The sequence below is a fragment of the Paenibacillus sp. G34 genome (assembly GCF_056856875.1).
In genome coordinates, this window is sequence record NZ_CM166469.1 from 1,946,454 (window position 1) to 1,964,349 (window position 17,896).

General features: G+C 46.9%; 11 protein-coding genes and 2 tRNA genes. 11 read left to right on the forward strand and 2 right to left on the reverse strand.

What is annotated here, in order from left to right; genetic code table 11:
* The first annotated feature begins 5 nt into the window (after positions 1–5).
* The 8 genes from AC1VYS_RS08955 (at position 6) to zapA (ending at position 12,979) form a co-directional block, all read left to right on the forward strand.
* Positions 6–962: an aldolase catalytic domain-containing protein gene (locus tag AC1VYS_RS08955; protein WP_482913949.1), complete on the forward strand. Its 957-nt coding sequence runs from the start codon at positions 6–8 to the stop codon at positions 960–962.
* A 307-nt stretch (positions 963–1,269) separates the two neighbouring features.
* Positions 1,270–3,396, forward strand: a complete 2,127-nt coding sequence (locus tag AC1VYS_RS08960) for a bifunctional diguanylate cyclase/phosphodiesterase (protein WP_482913950.1) — start codon at positions 1,270–1,272, stop codon at positions 3,394–3,396.
* Positions 3,397–3,538: 142 nt separating this feature from the next.
* A tRNA-Pro gene (locus AC1VYS_RS08965) sits at positions 3,539–3,612 on the forward strand.
* An 11-nt stretch (positions 3,613–3,623) separates the two neighbouring features.
* A tRNA-Gly gene (locus AC1VYS_RS08970) sits at positions 3,624–3,694 on the forward strand.
* Positions 3,695–4,145: 451 nt separating this feature from the next.
* Positions 4,146–6,041: a ribosomal protection-like ABC-F family protein gene (gene abc-f / locus AC1VYS_RS08975; RefSeq protein WP_482913951.1), complete on the forward strand. Its 1,896-nt coding sequence runs from the start codon at positions 4,146–4,148 to the stop codon at positions 6,039–6,041.
* Between the two features lie 418 nt (positions 6,042–6,459).
* On the forward strand, positions 6,460–7,494 hold the full coding sequence (pheS, locus tag AC1VYS_RS08980) for a phenylalanine--tRNA ligase subunit alpha (RefSeq protein WP_482913952.1): 1,035 nt from the start codon (positions 6,460–6,462) through the stop codon (positions 7,492–7,494).
* 67 nt (positions 7,495–7,561) lie between these two features.
* Complete coding sequence (pheT, locus tag AC1VYS_RS08985; RefSeq protein ID WP_482913953.1) at positions 7,562–10,015, forward strand: phenylalanine--tRNA ligase subunit beta; 2,454 nt, start codon at positions 7,562–7,564, stop codon at positions 10,013–10,015.
* A 138-nt stretch (positions 10,016–10,153) separates the two neighbouring features.
* Complete coding sequence (gene zapA / locus AC1VYS_RS08990) at positions 10,154–12,979, forward strand: cell division protein ZapA (protein WP_482913954.1); 2,826 nt, start codon at positions 10,154–10,156, stop codon at positions 12,977–12,979.
* Positions 12,980–13,085: 106 nt separating this feature from the next.
* On the opposite strand, the gene AC1VYS_RS08995 is transcribed toward zapA, so the two are convergent.
* Positions 13,086–13,457: a cytochrome C oxidase subunit II gene (locus tag AC1VYS_RS08995; RefSeq protein ID WP_482913955.1), complete on the reverse strand. Its 372-nt coding sequence runs from the start codon at positions 13,455–13,457 to the stop codon at positions 13,086–13,088.
* A 236-nt stretch (positions 13,458–13,693) separates the two neighbouring features.
* Positions 13,694–14,053 (reverse strand): phage holin family protein, encoded by a 360-nt coding sequence (locus AC1VYS_RS09000; RefSeq protein WP_090922244.1) that lies wholly within the window; start codon positions 14,051–14,053, stop codon positions 13,694–13,696.
* Positions 14,054–14,245: 192 nt separating this feature from the next.
* On the opposite strand from AC1VYS_RS09000, the gene AC1VYS_RS09005 reads away from it, so the two are divergent.
* The 3 genes from AC1VYS_RS09005 (at position 14,246) to AC1VYS_RS09015 (ending at position 17,788) form a co-directional block, all read left to right on the forward strand.
* Complete coding sequence (locus tag AC1VYS_RS09005; protein ID WP_482913956.1) at positions 14,246–16,612, forward strand: endonuclease MutS2; 2,367 nt, start codon at positions 14,246–14,248, stop codon at positions 16,610–16,612.
* 72 nt (positions 16,613–16,684) lie between these two features.
* Positions 16,685–17,104 (forward strand): DUF350 domain-containing protein, encoded by a 420-nt coding sequence (locus tag AC1VYS_RS09010; protein ID WP_482913957.1) that lies wholly within the window; start codon positions 16,685–16,687, stop codon positions 17,102–17,104.
* Between the two features lie 117 nt (positions 17,105–17,221).
* Complete coding sequence (locus AC1VYS_RS09015; protein WP_482913958.1) at positions 17,222–17,788, forward strand: hypothetical protein; 567 nt, start codon at positions 17,222–17,224, stop codon at positions 17,786–17,788.
* Positions 17,789–17,896 lie beyond the last annotated feature (108 nt).

Here is a 17,896-nt window from a genome sequence, read left to right on the forward strand (position 1 = left end):
CATTAATGAAGACAAATCATTGCAAAATTGTAGATTGTACCATCCGTGATGGTGGATTGGTAAATAATTGGGATTTTAGCGTAGACTTTGTTCAAAAGCTGTATGCAGGACTGAACGAAGCTGGCGTTGATTATATGGAAATTGGCTACAAAAACTCGCCGAAGCTGCTTAAAGGCTCCGAAGATGCCGGACCTTGGCGCTTCCTGAACGATGATTTTCTTCGCAAAGTGATTCCGCAAAAAGGTAACACCAAATTGTCTGCACTTGTTGATGTAGGACGTGTGGATGAGAACGATATTCTGCCGCGCAGCGAGAGCATGCTGGATCTGATTCGTGTTGCTTGCTACAGTAAAGATGTGGACAAGGCGCTTGCGCTGGTGCAAACGTTCCATGATCGCGGGTACGAAACGACATTGAACATTATGGCACTTTCCAATGTTATGGAGAATGAACTGCTGGAAGCTTTTGAGTTGATTAAAGAAAGCTCGGTTGATGTCGTTTACATCGTAGATTCCTACGGTAGCTTGGATCATAACGACGTAAAATACTTGGTAGAAAAATTCAAGACTCATCTCCCGAACAAACGTCTTGGCGTTCACACACATAACAATATGCAACTCGCGTTCTCCAACACGCTCGTAGCCGCTGAACTTGGTGTTGAATTGCTTGATGCTTCCGTGTATGGCATGGGACGTGCAGCAGGAAACTGCCCGACAGAATTACTGGTAGCTCATTTAAAAGGAACGAAGTATAATCTGCGCCCAGTACTTGAAGTATTGGAACAGCTTATGGTTCCACTTAGAGAAAAAGAAGAGTGGGGTTACATCCTGCCTTACATGATTACAGGCGCACTGGATGAACATCCACGTTCAGCAATGGCGCTGCGATCCTCGGAGAACAAAGACAACGTCGTTGACTTCTACGATAAGTTGACAACACCTGAAGTGAACTTCGATAAATAAAAATAGTCTAAAATACGGTTGTAAATTTGAAAAACATGGTCTCTAACCGGAGAACCATGTTTTTTTAGTTCTTTATGCCTTGTTTTTACTCATTTTTATGAATAGATATTCCTACTTATAACTAATTTTTAGTTCACGAATACGGATTTAAATGTTATTATGTACCAGATAGAACATAAGTAAAAATAAATTAAACAATGGTCAATATATGTTTTTGTCGAAATGTGTAATATACTTGATGAATTAGATCAAACAGAATTCAGTTGTAGACGTATTTCAGGATCGTGATCCCGGGAAGGAACATAGCATGAAGTTTAAAATGCAAGGTCAGAGTCAAATAGGTTGGGTCGCCATCGGCGGTTTATTGTTTTTCCTCGTAAGTCAATGGTTTCGTTTTTCTTCAGGCTCTGATCTGGTCTTTTCGGGTTATCCGGTGATAACGCTTCTGGGTGGATTCGCTGCAACGGCCGCCTGTATTGGGATTTATAATCAAAGCTGGCTATTTCAAACCCAAAAATTGACGTTGCGCAGAGTGTTGCTGACAACACTCTTTTTAATGATAGGTCTATTTGAACTGGTGCACATCGTTTCATTTGCAGAAGAAGTTCCGGGTAGAGCGATGATGGAATCTGATTTCTCATTAATGATATCAACGATGGGCTCACTGGTTTGTTCTGCAGGACTGCTTTTTATATACACCATACATGAGAAGCATGTTGCATTACCGCGCAAATTTCTTCTGTTCGGCGCTACCTTAGGTGCCTTTCTGATTTTGTACATATGTTCTATTCAACCGTGGAGTTTACTGCCTGAGATGCTTGATGGTCTTATGCTGGGCAAAGTATTCACTCGTATGCATTGGGTTGCAGGACTACTCTATTTTACTGGGGCTATCGTTCTGTATATGCAGTGGAAAAAGACAAAAAATGCCGATTTGCCTCCTATCCTATGTGGCATACTCTGTTTTTTGCTAGGTCAGGGTTATTATGTCACCGCCAGTGTAGTGGACGATCTTAATCTACTTTTTGGTATGCTCAGCAATTGTTTAGGGTACTTTTTCATTCAGAAAGGACTCTATGCATCTGTAGTTGACACCCCATTCCTGCAACAACAGGCCGCCGAGGCCAAAATGAACTACATTGCGCACCATGATGACGTTACAGGTCTTCCGAATCGCCGTCGCTTAAGCCAGCGGCTTCAACTCATGCTGGATGACGCAGTTGTGGAGGAAAAGCTCGTCGGTGTGTTGGTACTCAATATTAATCGGTTCAAAACCATCAATGATTCCCTTGGACAACAAGCAGCCAACCGCGTTCTACGACAGGTTGGACAGCGTCTGAATCACTCATCTCTCCCAGGAGAAGAGGTGTTTGGGCTGGGTAGAGATGAATTTGTGCTGACGATGACGGATTTTTACAGTACAGATACAGCTCTACGCCGAACACGATCCATTTTGCAACTCTTTGAGAAACCTGTCACGGTCGATGGGAGCGAGTATCACCTTACGCTAGGCATTGGTATGGCGATTTATCCTTATGATGGAGAGTCTCCACAAGAGATTATTCAAAATGCTGATACGGCTCTACATAGTGCGAAGGAGCAGGGAATTGAACTCAATCGTTATGCACATGCCATGCAGATGAAAGCACAGGAACGTTTGCAGCTTGAAAATGATCTGCGCAAAGCACTGGCTCGGGGTCAGTTTTATCTGGTATATCAACCTCAGGTGAACCTGCAAAGCGGACTAATCGTAGGTATGGAAGCCCTTGTGCGCTGGCAGCATCCGCAGCGGGGTTCGGTATCTCCAGCGGAGTTTATTCCGCTGGCTGAGGAGAGTGGACTGATTGTACCGCTTGGAGAATGGGTTCTGCGAGAGGCATGTGCACAGAATAAGTTGTGGCAGGAAGCAGGCTATCGCAAGTTATGTGTGTCCGTTAACCTTTCGATGAGACAGTTCAGACATTCCCACCTGCTCGATAGCATCAACAGTATTCTCAGAGAAACAGGACTTGAGCCGGCATGGCTCGAACTGGAGATTACGGAGAGTATGACCTTTGACAAGGATCGGGCCTTTGAACAGCTTCATAAAATCAAGGAGATTGGTGTACATATCAGTATTGATGACTTTGGCACGGGGTATAGTTCGCTACATTATCTCAAAGATTTGCCGATTGACCGGCTCAAAATTGACCGCTCATTTGTCAATGAGATCATGGAAGACAGCAATAACGCTGCTATTGTATCAACCATTACTTCAATGGCACACCATTTGCAATTAAAAGTTACGGCTGAAGGGGTAGAGAACGAGGAACAGATGTTGTTTCTGCGTAATCAGCATTGTCATGAGGCACAAGGCTACTTTTTCGGTAAACCGATCGAAGCGGCAGACTTTGAGAATAGGTTTCTGAGAGATGTAGACAAACCTGCGGGGTAAGGAGCAGCAGGGCCGCGAGAGCGTTCCTGCGTTTCTGGTATCCAGATTTATGGAAAAAAACACGAATATACCTTGCGCGTTAGTGAGGATCGTGGTATATTAAATTTTGTAAAATTACTGTTAACTTCCTTTCGGAATTTAACGGGACGTAGCTCAGCTTGGTAGAGCACCTGGTTTGGGACCAGGGGGTCGCATGTTCAAATCGTGTCGTCCCGATTGTTTATTATGCGGGTGTAGTTCAATGGTAGAACTTTAGCCTTCCAAGCTAATAGCGTGGGTTCGATTCCCATCACCCGCTTAACAGGTAGTACCGAGAAACCCTTGATGATCAAGGGTTTTTCTTTTTGCTTTACATTCTGAGTATGCCTACCACATCCAGACCTTTTCTTTTTTTCAACGGTCTGGTACAATAACGGAGTATTGATACTACACATGAATGAGAGGTAACCATACGTCCCATGAAGTAAGACACATGAAATGAACCCCAGTTAACTGCAGATTGATTTATGACGCAGTCAGCCGAGCGGCTGAGCAATGACGGGATTCGTGTGTCCAGATTCAGTTATAGGGAAATAGTATGGAAGAAGCAGCTTTTTTCTGCTTACGTATACCCTCATTAGGGTTTCTTTGTTCATGCTATGGTCGTCCTCATATCTGTATTTAAACGCGTTAATCCATTAAAAATTGCTAAACCGCCGGCTGATGCCAGCGGTTTTTTTGATTTTTTAGTTCAGGAAGGATGAGGACTCATGACGACATTGGTGCGCTTACATGAAGTATCAAAAGAATGGAACGGAAACGAATTGTTTGCCGGATTAAATCTTGAAATCAACGAAGGCGAACGGCTTGCCATACTGGGCCGTAATGGATGCGGCAAAACCACACTTTTGAGGATCATACTCGGAGAAGAGGATGGGGGTGGACGGATTGATCGTCAACTTCCCTTGTCAGAGTGGGGGTTCATGCGCCAGCGTTCAGAGGTGCCGAGTGGAATAAATGTATTGGATGCAGTAAGGCGGGAGAGTGGACGAATCGATGAGATTAAACGGAAGCTGGAAGAGCTGGAGCGTCGATTAGGTGATGCCGATGCTGCAGAAGATCCCTCCCTGCTTGACGAATATGCCCGTTCTATGGAGGAGTACGAGCAATTGAACGGGTACATGTGGGAAACAGAGGTGGAGAAGGTGTTGACCCGCCTCGGTTTGACTACAGAACACTGGAGCAGGCCTTATCACTCACTCAGCGGTGGCCAGAAAACAAAAGCACGCCTCGCTGGACTGTTGGTTAGCAAGCCCAACTTTTTGATTCTGGATGAACCAACCAACCATCTAGATGAAGAGAGTATGCGCTGGCTGGAGACCTGGCTATCCGCTTACGAGGGAACGGTATTGTTTGTATCCCATGACCGGACATTTATTGACCGGGTAGCGACCAGTGTGATTGAATTTAGTACAGAAAAACTGACGAAATATAAAGGCGGTTACACCGATTACAAAGGCCATAAAGAGCGAGAGCTGAAGGAACAGGAGACGATATATCGCAAGCAACAGTTGGAACGTAAAGCACTGGAAGAGACCATTCGTAATTATCAGCAGTGGTTCCATAAAGCTCATAACTCGGCAGGAGGCCAAGAAGTGAAGATTACCCAAAGCTTCTACAAGGCCAGAGCCAACAAAAATATCTCGCGTTATCATGCCAAGCAGAAGCAGCTGGAACGGCTCGAAAATGAGCGGGTGGATAAACCGCGGGAAGCGACGAAACTGAATATGGAGCTACAGATGACTTCACTCGGTGCACGTCAACTTCTTGCGCTTGAAGAGGTGAGTTTTTCATACGATCCAAAGCAGTCAATTCTTCATGATTTGCGGATTGCGGTCGAGCGTGGGGATCGTCTTGCCGTGCGTGGGGCAAACGGAACGGGCAAGAGCACGTTGCTGAAATTAATGATTGGAGAGCTTCAGCCTTCGCAGGGAAAGATCAGCCGTCATCCTCAGCTTAGCATCGGTTATTTCTCGCAAGAACTGGAGGGATTACCTGAGGATGCAACACTGCTGGACAGCTTACTCGTTCTTCCTTCCATGACGCAAAGTGCCGCGCGAACCATCTTGGGATGTTTTTTATTTTCACGAGAAGATGTGTTCAAACGCATTGGGGACTTAAGCATGGGAGAGAAATGCCGTGTCGCATTTCTGCGATTGTATTTCGGTGGTGCCAATCTGCTTGTACTGGATGAGCCAACGAATTATCTCGACATCGACACCCAGGAAGTGATGGAGAATGTGTTAAAAGAAGCTTCCGGCGCCCTGGTTATCGTATCTCACGACCGGATGTTGACCCGATCTTTGGCGAACCGTCTGTGCGACTTAAAGCCGGATGGAACTGCATCGCTCTTCAAAGGCGGTGTGGCCGATTGGGAGCAAACGGTGCAATTACGTGAGTCAGCACTAGATACACGTGATTCAGACGACGAACGTCTGCGGCTGGAGATGCGGCTGTCTGAATTACTTTCTCCGGTAAGCGCTGCTGGAGCAGAGCGATTGACGGCAACCGAGAATGAGACTGAGAGGGAGGCGGAGGCTGCTGAGATTCGTGCCATTCAGCAGCGATTGAAAGAGCTGAGAGATCGAGGTGTTTCTGCAAATTAGCAACTGGGCAAGCTTGCTATTTCACCGTATTTTGCATATAATAATGAACGATCATCGATCATTGGTATCGATAAAGGTTAGTTTAATTGAGCAAACGTATTGATGGAGACAAGTAAGCAGTACCTCTGGACAGGGAGGAAGCGCCGTAGATTGAGAGCGTTTCTGTAGAACCAGGCTGCCGAAATTCACTCCGGAGCGGTTCCCTGAACCTGATGATGTGTGCAGACACAGAGACGGCAGTAGGGGTAAACGGTTAACGGTCGTTATTCCGTACAAAGTGAGGCAGAACGTGTTGCAGAGCTCGATATGATGTGACAACGTGAGTCTAACAAGGGTGGTACCACGGTCTTTTCGTCCCTTTTGGGGAGAAAAGGCCTTTTTTTGTTGCAATTACAGCATATAAAGGAGGCAATTACACATGAAAGAACGTTTAGAAGCATTAAAGATCGAAGCGCTGGAGCAGTTGTCTGGCGTAAACGATCCGCAGACGCTGGCTGATCTGCGTGTAAAGTATTTGGGCAAAAAAGGGGCACTGACTGAGATTCTGCGCGGCATGGGTTCACTTAGTGCGGAAGAGCGTCCAGTCATTGGGCAAGTAGGTAACGAGGTTCGGGGAGCGATTGAAGAGGTTATCAACAGCAAACAGGAGCAATTCCAGAAGGAAGAAACTGCAAAGCGTCTTCAATCCGAGAAAATTGACGTGACCTTGCCAGGACGCCGCGGGCGTCAAGGCGGACTGCATCCACTGACGAAAGTGGTGCAGGAGATCGAAGATATTTTCATCGGTATGGGATATCGTGTAGCTGAAGGTCCTGAAGTTGAGATGGACTATTATAACTTTGAAGCATTGAACCTGCCTAAGAATCACCCGGCGCGTGATATGCAGGATTCCTTTTATGTTACTGAGGATCTGCTGATGCGTACGCATACTTCTCCGGTACAGGTTCGTACGATGCAAAGCATGAAAGGTGAAGTACCTGTGAAGGTCATCTGCCCAGGTAAAGTATATCGCCGTGATGACGACGATGCGACACACTCCTTCCAGTTCCATCAGGTCGAAGGCCTTGTGATCAGTGAAAACATTCGTATGAGTGATCTGAAAGGAACGTTGCTGCAATTTGTGCGCGAAATGTTCGGGGCTCACACGGAAATTCGTCTGCGTCCAAGCTTCTTCCCGTTCACCGAGCCTAGTGCGGAAGTGGATGTAACTTGTGTGCAATGTGCCGGTAACGGCTGTCGGGTCTGCAAACAAACAGGCTGGCTTGAGATTCTAGGCGGCGGTATGGTTCACCCGAAAGTGCTTGAAATGGGCGGATATGACCCGGAGAAATACAGTGGTTTCGCCTTTGGTATGGGTGTAGAACGGATTGCGATGCTGAAGTACGGCATTGATGATATCCGTCATTTCTATAACAGTGATCAGACTTTCCTGAAACAATTTGGACGGCTGTAAGGGTATTGAACGTTAAAGAACGTCAATGAGCGTCAAACTAATATATAGATTAAGGAAGTGAACGTGCATGAGAGTATCGACAGATTGGCTGTCTGATTATATTGCCCTTGAAGGTGTAACGCCACAGGAGCTCGCAGAAAAAATCACCCGTGCAGGGATCGAGATTGATGTTGTGGAAAACCGTAACCAGGGCGTAAACAAGGTTGTTGTCGGTTACGTGAAGAGCAAAGAGAAACACCCGGATGCGGATAAACTGAACGTCTGTGTGATCGACGCAGGCCAAGAGGAAGAGCTACAGATCGTATGTGGCGCGAAAAATGTGGATGCGGGTCAAAAGGTAGCGGTAGCCCTTGTGGGTGCGAAGCTTCCAGGCGGGCTGGATATCAAAAAGGCGAAGCTGCGCGGCGTAGTATCGCTCGGTATGATCTGTTCTGCCAAAGAGCTTGGCATGAACGACAAATTGCTGCCGAAGGATCAACAGGAAGGCATCCTGGTTCTGCCGGAAAACACGGAGATTGGCACGCCAATCAGCCAAGTGCTCGGTCTGGACGATCATGTGCTGGAGCTGGATCTGACACCAAACCGTTCCGACGCTTTGAGCATGCGCGGTGCAGCGTATGAAGTAGGTGCCATTCTGGGACGTGAAGTGACACTGCCGAATCCAAAAGACCAGCTGGTCGAAGCTGGCGATGAAGCGGCTAATCACATTTCTGTAGAGATCAAAGCACAGGAGCAATGCAGTCACTATGCAGCTCGTTATGTGACTGGCATTAAGCTGGGAGCTTCCCCGCTCTGGATGCAAAACCGTCTCATGGCGGCTGGCGTTCGTCCGATCAACAATATCGTAGATATTACGAATTATGTCATGCTGGAATACGGTCAGCCGCTGCACGCGTTTGATGCGGATAAGCTGGATAACGGTCGCATTGAAGTTCGCATGGCACATGAAGGCGAAACGATTGTGACATTGGATGGTCAGGAGCGCAAACTGGAGCCGCACATGTTGCTCATTACCGATGGCGTAAAACCTGTCGCTATCGCTGGGGTAATGGGCGGTGAAAACTCCGAGGTATCGGAGGGCACCGTGAATCTGCTCTTGGAGTCCGCCAAGTTTGACGGCGGAACGGTTCGGAAGACGTCGCGCCAACTGGGGCTGCGTTCCGAAGCAAGCTTGCGTTTTGAAAAAGAAGTAGACCCGGGTGCGGTTATTACAGCTCTGGATCGTGCGGCTGAACTCATTCAGCGTTATGCATCAGGCGTGGTGCATCAGGGGATTGTTCAAGCTGGAGTGGAAACTTCCGAGAAGCGGGTCATTCAAATGTCACTAGACAGACTTAACCGTTATCTGGGAACGGATCTTTCTCTGCTTGAGGTGAAAACAATCTTTGCCCGTTTGCATTTTGCATGCGGAGATGCGGAGCAGGGTGTTCTCGATGTGGAAGTGCCTACTCGCAGAGGAGATATCACGCTTGATGTCGATCTGTTTGAAGAGGTTGCCCGCCTGTACGGATATGACAACATTCCAACAACATGGATCGAAGGTCCAACCACACCGGGGGCATATACTCGTCCACAAGCCATTCGTCGTACGATTCGTGGTGTAATGTCTGGAACGGGCTGGCAGGAAATGATCAGTTATTCCTTTGTTCATCCGGACAAAGCAGTGCTGTTCCCTGCGCTGACTCAAGGAAGCAAAGCGGTTAAGCTGGCTATGCCGATGAGTGAGGATCGCAGTGTGCTACGTACGAGCATTTTGCCACAGATGCTGGATGCTGCTGTATACAACATGAACCGGAAGCAGGATTCGCTCGCTGTGTTTGAAGTAGGCAGTGTTTTCTTCACGGAGGAAGAGAAGCTGACTAAGCAACCGCATGAAATTCCAGTTTTGGCTATGTTGCTTACGGGTAACCGTTCAGCTCAGCAATGGAATGTTGGAGCGGAGAAGGTGGACTTCTTTGACCTGAAAGGTGCACTTGAGAACCTGTTTGCTTACATGGGACTGGAGCAACGTATTCGTCTCGTGGCAAACAGTCCGGAAGGATTCCACCCAGGACGTTCGGCTTCCGTATATCTGGATGGTAAAGATGGCAGTGAAGGCACATTAATCGGAACACTCGGTCAATTGCATCCAGAGCTGCAGCAGCAATATGATCTGAATGATGTTTATGTTGCTGAAATCGCCCTTGAAGCAATTTATAAGGAAGCAGATGCGGATATCCGTTATCGCGAGCTTCCGCGCTTCCCGGCAGTAGAGCGTGATATTGCGGTGGTCGTAAGCAAGGATATTGAAGCTGGCGATATGCTGCGTGCCATTCGTGAATCAGCAGGTGAATTGTTACAGACGGTACAGGTATTCGATGTATTCACAGGCAGCAAGCTTGGCGAAGACAAGAAAAGTGTGGCCATGGCTCTGGTCTACAGAAATCATGAACGCACGTTGACAGACGAAGAAGTTACCGAAGTTCATGCTCGTGTCGTAACGCGTCTGGAAGAGCAATTTAACGCAGAACTGCGCAAATAGGACAGAAGTCAATTTTTTGAACAAAGATTAGCAGGAATTGCTTGAAGTCACATCGAATCCTTAGCATTAGAGGATCGATGTGACTTTTTTGTCATTACAGCTTAGAATCAACATACAGACTTGAAGGAGGGCACAACTGTGACAACACCTGATCGTACACGCGTCACCGTAGAGATCTACGGGACTTCCTATAAACTGGTTGGCAGCAGTGCCGACTATATGAAACAAGTAGCTAATCTGGTAGATGAGCGTATGAGCGCTATCTCCAAAAGTCATTCCCGTTTGGATACGCCGCGTATTGCTGTACTTGCGGCCGTACATATGGCTGAGCAGTCTCTTCAGACGCAGGAAATCCGAAACGAGCTCAAAATGCTCACAGGGGAACGAACAGAACTTCGAAATGAATTGAATCGGTTGAACGCCATACAGAGTGAGCATCAAAAAGAACTGCAGCTAAGAGACGATTCTCTTGCTGAAATGAAGCAACAGAAGATAGAAGCTGAACAAGCTTTGCAAAAGTTGACAGCGGACAAGCAGGCTGAGGTATCCAAGCTGAATGCTTTGCTGGAACAAGAGCGGAGTCAGACAAAAGATCAGATTCAGAAGTTACAAGCACAAGCCGCTGCACAACTCAAAGAGGCGGAGGCGAGAGCTAATTCGCGTGTGAAGGAAGCAGAGGAAAAAGCGGCTAATCAGCTCAAACAAGTGCAGGCACAATCTGCTTCACAGCTTAAAGAAGCACAGAACCGTGCGGCAGCCGAACTGCAGCAGGTGCAGGCCAAAGCGGCAACTCAGTACAAAGAGTTGCAGGACAGGACTGCAGCACAATTGAAGGAAGCGGAGAGCCGTGCGTTAGCAGAGCGTCAGAAAGTGCAGGCTCAAGCGGCGCAGCAGGTGCAAGCAGCCAAGGAAGAAGCGGAGTCAGCTATTTTGTCCGAGTTGGAGCAGGCCGAGGCGAAATTGAAGCAGGTTCAGGAAGAGGCGGTTCTTCAATATGGCGAGCTTGAAAATCAAATGAAGCAGCGTCTGGAGCAAGCTGAGCTGAATGCACGTAAGCAGGCAGATGCGTTCGAAGTGCAGGCAAAACAGGAGCGTGAAGCGTTGCTTGCTGAAGCCGAGCAGAAGCGTCAGGTTGCCATTGAGCAATTGCAGGCTGAATTCAATGCTCTTTCCGAGCAGTCCGAACTGGAATGGATGGAGAAAGAGGCAGTATATGAAGAGCAATTGAAAGAAGAGCAAGAAGCGGCGGCTACCCGTGCTGCGGAAGCAGAGTCTGCATCTAAGGAACTGCTTCAACAAGAGCAGGAGAAGCTTAGACGTCAGCTTGAGGAAGAACGTACGCAGGCCAAGGCTCGCATAACTGAGATAACGGAACAGCTGGCAGAGGTGCAGAGTCAGCTTCAACATGCACAGGAAGTGGTTTCCGAGCAGGAACAACTACTTCAGGCTGAGCGTACGCAAACGGAGTCACTGCGTCAGGAACATGAGATCTACATGCAGGAGCAGGAGATTCAGACACGTCGAATTACAGAGCTTCAGCAGCAATTGCAGCAGCTGAAAGGTCATAGCACGGATCTCCAAAACAAACTTCGTGAGACGGAGCAGTCGTTGAAACAGACACAGGAGTCTCAGCAACAATGGCAAGAGCAGTATAATGAAGCGGTAGATCGTGAATCGGCGCTTACAGCTCAGTTGCGTAAGCTTCAGGAGCAGCATGCCCAGCTTGAACAGGATGCGCAGCATCTGCTTGAAGCAGAAGCGAAGTCTGAAGAGGAACAACGCAGACTGCATAAGGTGCTTGAGCAGGCACATGCAGCTGTGCGTACATTGCAAAATGAAATCACTGCACTTACGGAGAGTGAACAGTCATGGAAAGATCTCGCCGAACAGAGATTGGCTGATATTGGCGATCTGGAGAATCAGATTTTAGAAGCAACGGAGCAGAACGAATCGTTGGAGTCTAGTGTCCAGTCCTTGCATGATGAACTTACGGTCGTGAAGGAAGAGGCGAAGCTCTATAATGAAGAAGCTGTTCGATATGAGAAAGAAAACGAGACTCTGCAAGCGGAGCTCAAATCATTAAACGAAGAATTACATGGCACTCGTAATGAGTTAAACGATAATCTTAAGAAGTTAGAGGATCATCATCAGAACTTAAATAATACTCGCGATGAATTGCATAGTGCCCAAGAAGAATTAATTCGTCTGCAAGAGCAGTATAAGCAGATCCGTAACGATTATAGTGATGCTCTTCAACGGGAAGAGAATGTGGGCTCCCGGATAAGTGGACTTGAAGCGGAGAAACAAGAGTTAGAGGTTGCGCTAAACGAAGCAAGACAGTCCGCTGAGCAGCTTGCCAAGCGTTATACGGAGCAGGCGAATCAGCTTGCGCAGACCGAAGAGGAAGCGCTCGAATGGCAAATTAAACATGAAGATCTGTCGGCCAATCACACGGAGTTGTCTTCTCGCATCCAGCAATTGACTACACGAGAAGAAGAACTTCACTCACAATTAGAAGAGGCAACGCGGGCGATTGAGCAAAACGAACAGGTTTGGCAGATTCGTGCGGATGAATGGGCGGCACAAGAACAAGCGTGGCAGGAGCGCTGGACAGCTCTGGAGGATGAAGTGACCGCGTGGCAGCGAGAGAGTGCAGCAAGTTCCGAGAAGCTGGAGGAATTGACACAGGAGCGAGATCAGTTGTTGAAGGAACAGTCGCAGCGGGAGCAACAGCAAGCCGATGCCGATGAAGAGAAACAAATTTTGGAGAATGAACTCCGTGAAATAGGCGAACGTTATGAACTGGCAGCCAACCAGCTTCGGTTACTGCAGGTTGAGCGGGAAATGGAACAAGAAAAAGCAGAGCAGCTCAATACGGAATATCGTCAGCTGCACGATGAATATACGAAATTACAGACGGAATATAACGAATGGATTGAATTGATTGAGCAGGATCAGACGTAGTGAATAGACTCTTTCATCCGTGGATGTGCTGACAAGCGAACTCTTGCATAATTTGTTATAATACAAAAAGAGCTCCCGTCGCTGCGGGGGCTCTTGTATTGAAAAATTATTCTTCCACAATAATTTTGGAGATCATACTGCTGTGGCCGGGGCCGCAAACGATGGCACATGACATTTCGAACTCTCCGACTTTGTCCGGGATAATGACTTTGGAATTTTTTTGGGTGTCCAACCGAAGTTTGAACTCAGGTACAAGCAAACCGTGATTTCCGTTGACGTTTTCATAAATAATTTTAACAGGCACGTCTTTTTTTAGTCGGTATTCAGGTTGCTCGAATTCGTAGTTGCTTGCTTTGATTACGAGTTGTTCATTGGCTGTAATTTCTGGCTCGGATGCTTCAGAGTCTTTGGCGCTTCCGCATGCAGTTAGAATTAGGATGAACATACAGATAGCAAGCCATGTGATACCTTTCTTCATGAAGTGCCTCCTTCAACGTGTGAGGTGAGATGGATAAAATTTGAATGATTTCTCAAGTCATCATACCTCAATCTGACGATGCTTGACCATGCCGGGTTTGACGTTTTCATGAAAATTAATCAAGCTTGAATTCTCATCAACGTAAAAACGTAAAATATGAAAAAACCTCTTCAGGCCAAAAGGCCATCCGAGGTTTTCATTTCTTGTAAGAATGTATCCGTTCCAGTAGACTTTGATTAGCTTTTGGAGCTGCGTCCGGCATCAAACGGTGTGGATACCGGAATAAACAGATCGATAATCCCGATGACCAGAGCGGCGAGAATGGCACCCAGCAGGCTGACCTCAACGTGATCAACCACATATTGACCCAGCCAAATAACCAGTGCACTCACGATAAAGCCGACGATTCCTCGGCCAAAAGGATTGACTCTTTTGCCAAAAATGCCTTCAACGATCCAGCCCAGCAAGGCAATGACCAAGGCAAGCATCAGAGCGCTCCAGAAACCGCCAACGGCGAAACCGGGAACGATCCAGCTTACAACCATTAAGACGATAGCTGCAATAATAAATCGTACGACATGGCCCAGAAAATTCATGGGGATACCTCCTTTGTTCAGATTGGATTGAGCCTAAACATGGGAACTCTAAGTGAGTAAAATGAATAGCACAATCCTGACACCTGTAGTTTGTGGCGTCATGTCTCAAGTTATGTGTGGAAGGATTCGTTAAATAGCGCAACAAAGTTTCTTTCGTTATAATACAGGTATAGTTTGGAAGGAGTTGTACATTTGGACACGAAAATATTACACACATTGGAATATCGCAAAATTCTAAATACATTGATCAGCTTCGCTCAAACGTCATTAGGCAAGAAAAAAGTAGAGCAACTTGAGCCGAGTAGTGATCTGGAAGAAGTAAAACGTTTACTTCAACAAACGGATGAAGCTTTCACCTTTGAGCGACTGAAAGGTTCCCCGTCTTTTGGCGGGATTGTAGACATTACAGCTTCCGTGAAACGGGCTGAAATTGGAGGTACACTTAATCCGCATGAACTGCTGGGCATCTCCAATACAACACATACGGCCAGACGATTGAAACGCCAAATTGCAGCACTTCATGAGGATGAACCAATGGAGTCGCTCTTCTATATCAGTGACCAATTGTCCGAGCAGAAAGAGCTTGAAGATGCGATTCGTATCTGTATCGACGATAATGCGGAAGTTGCTGATAGTGCGAGTGTAACGCTGGCACAGATTCGCCGTGAATTACGCGGGGGAGAAGCGCGCATTCGTGAAAAGCTGGATTCAATGATTCGTTCGTCCACCGTATCCAAAATGCTGCAAGATCAGCTTATTACGATCCGTGGAGATCGATTTGTTATTCCTGTCAAAGCGGAATACCGCTCCTATTTCGGGGGCATTGTCCATGACCAGTCAGGATCAGGGGCAACTCTATTCATCGAGCCGGAATCGATTGTGGCTATGAACAATAAATTACGTGAAACCCGGATTCGGGAAGAGCGCGAAATTGAAATTATTTTGCAAAAATTGACGGCACTTGTCAGCGAGCAGGGTGAGTGGTTGTTATATGATGTCGATTTACTGGCATCGCTTGATTTTATTTTTGCCAAAGCACGCTTGGCCCGTGAATTGAAAGCAACATTACCTCGAATGAACGACAGGGGTTTCCTCAAGCTGAAAAAAGGACGTCATCCGCTGATTCCGATTGAACATGTTGTTCCGATTGATGTGGAGCTTGGTAACGATTACACCTCTATTATCGTGACTGGACCAAACACGGGCGGTAAAACGGTAACGTTGAAAACCATTGGTCTATTGAGTTTGATGGCCATGTCGGGGCTGTTTGTTCCAGCAGAGGACGGCAGTCAGCTATGTGTATTTGATGCCATTTATGCTGACATTGGTGACGAGCAGAGTATTGAACAGAGTCTCAGTACATTCTCTAGCCATATGACCAATATCATTCGTATTTTGAAAAATATGACGCCGAAAAGTCTTGTTCTGCTGGACGAGCTTGGAGCAGGAACAGATCCGGCGGAAGGTTCAGCACTTGCGATCTCCATGCTGGAGCATATGCACCGGACAGGCTGCCGGATGGTGGCGACAACGCACTACAGTGAGCTGAAAGCATACGCCTATGAGCGCAAAGGCGTAATTAATGCCAGCATGGAATTTGATATCAATACTTTGAGCCCGACATACCGACTCTTAGTCGGTGTACCAGGACGTAGTAACGCTTTTGCGATTGCAGAGCGTCTAGGACTTCCGGGTTACATTTTGGATTACGCTCGCGGTGAAGTGAAGGAAGAAGATCAGCGGATTGAACATATGATCGCTTCGCTCGAAGAGAACCGTCTAACAGCTGAACAAGAGCGTGAGAAGGCAGAGACTCTTCGCCAGGATATGGAGAAGTTGCGCAGCCGTCATCAAGCCGAACTTGAAAAGCTGGAACAACAGCGTGACCGCCGGATCGAAAAAGCAGAGGATGATGCTCGTAGCATCGTAGACAAGGCTCGTGCGGAAGCGGAGAAAATCATTGCTGATCTTCGCCAGCTCGCTTTGGAAGAGGGCGCATCTGTTAAAGAGCATAAATTAATTGCTGCTCGCAAACAGTTGGATGAAGCAGAGCCGGAGAAACGGAGAAAAACCGTCAAAAAAACGGCGGTACCAAAAGCCCGCGCGATCGGCCCTGGGGATGAAGTTCTTGTCTACAGTCTCAATCAGAAGGGGCATGTTGTGGAGATGGCTGGCAGTAAAGATGCTGTTGTGCAGCTCGGTATTATGAAAATGAAGGTATCGCTGGATGATTTGGAATTGCAGCAGGCGGCCCCAGCAGCGAAGCAGCCAAAACAAAAACCGGTCACAGGCATGAAACGTACTCGGGATGAACATGTGAAAAGCGAGCTGGACCTGCGGGGTGCTAACTTGGAAGAAGCGTTGATGGAAGCGGACCGTTTCATCGATGAAGCATTCCTTGCCAACTTGGGTCAAGTGTATATCATCCATGGCAAAGGTACAGGAATTTTGCGTACGGGTATTCAGGATTACTTGCGGAAGCATAAACATATTAAAAGTTATCGTCTGGGCAATTACGGAGAAGGCGGCAATGGTGTAACCGTCGCAGAACTGGAATAGCCTGGATTTAATGAATGAAAAATATCTGCTGTTCAGGTAAACTGGACAGCAGATTCGGAAGGAGAATGGGGAGTGAAAGAAGCGATTGACGGACTACTGTCTCATCCCTTGGGGATGGTCCTCGGTTTCTTCTCGGTTGCAATCATGGAGTTGCTCGTTTTTCTGGCGTGCTTCGAACTGGTGACCAAATATAAATGCTGGACGGAAATCAAAAATGGGAATGTGGCTGTTGCAATGGCTACAGGGGGAAAAATCTTCGGTATTTGCAACGTGCTACGTTTCTGTATTCAGGCGAAATCTTCAGTATATGAAGCGATGACATGGTCCTTTGTCGGGTTTATTTTACTACTGATTGCATACTTTCTGTTCGAGTTCCTGACGCCAGTGTTTTCAATTGACCGGGAGATTGAAGCGGATAACCGTGCAGTCGGATTGATATCGATGATCATTTCTGTCTCACTGTCCTTTGTTATTGGCGCAAGCATTGTCTAGGGGGATCGATGATGAAAATATTGATACGGATTTTGTTTGCGGCATCGATTGTATTTTTTGCCATCGGTGTAATCTATGTGCTGAATACGTGATTATCTGAAAGAGAAAGGTTGATACATGATGGAAACAACAGTATGTCCTTGGTGCCAAACAGAGATTGTGTGGGATGAGGAACTTGGGCCAGAAGAAGAGTGCCCGTATTGTCACAATGAATTGAAGGGGTATCGTACGCTGAACATTAACATCGGTGACGAAGAGATTGAGGAAAGCGAAGAAGATTTTGCTGTTCAGGATATTACAAACGATAAAGAGCAAATGTCAGATTTAACTTCATTATGGGGAGATGAAGTGGAGCTGAAATTGCCGGAACTGAGAACATTGAACAAATATGCAGACGAGGGTAATGATCTGATTCAGTATGAACAAGGCGTGGAGAAGCAATTGGATCAGCAAGAGGAAGTGCCTGAGTGTCCTAATTGCCGGGAATTTATGATCCTTGCTGGGACACAGGCAGCTAGTCAAGATACGTTTACACCGATGGCTAATGCAGCTTCAGGCAAAGGCTCCGTATTGTTACCTCCATTTACTGTGCTGACCTATGTATGCTCCGGTTGTTTTCAGGTTCAATACAGTTTGTCTGAAGATGACCGCCTGCGGTTGATTCAGAACTTGAGTGCACAGTAATTAATCAAATAAAGTCTGTAATCTAATTTTATACAAACCTAAAATTTCATCATGTTTTCCTTCTGCTTGGGGTAGGTTAAGCCTAAGAAAAGCCTGTTCATGTTATTG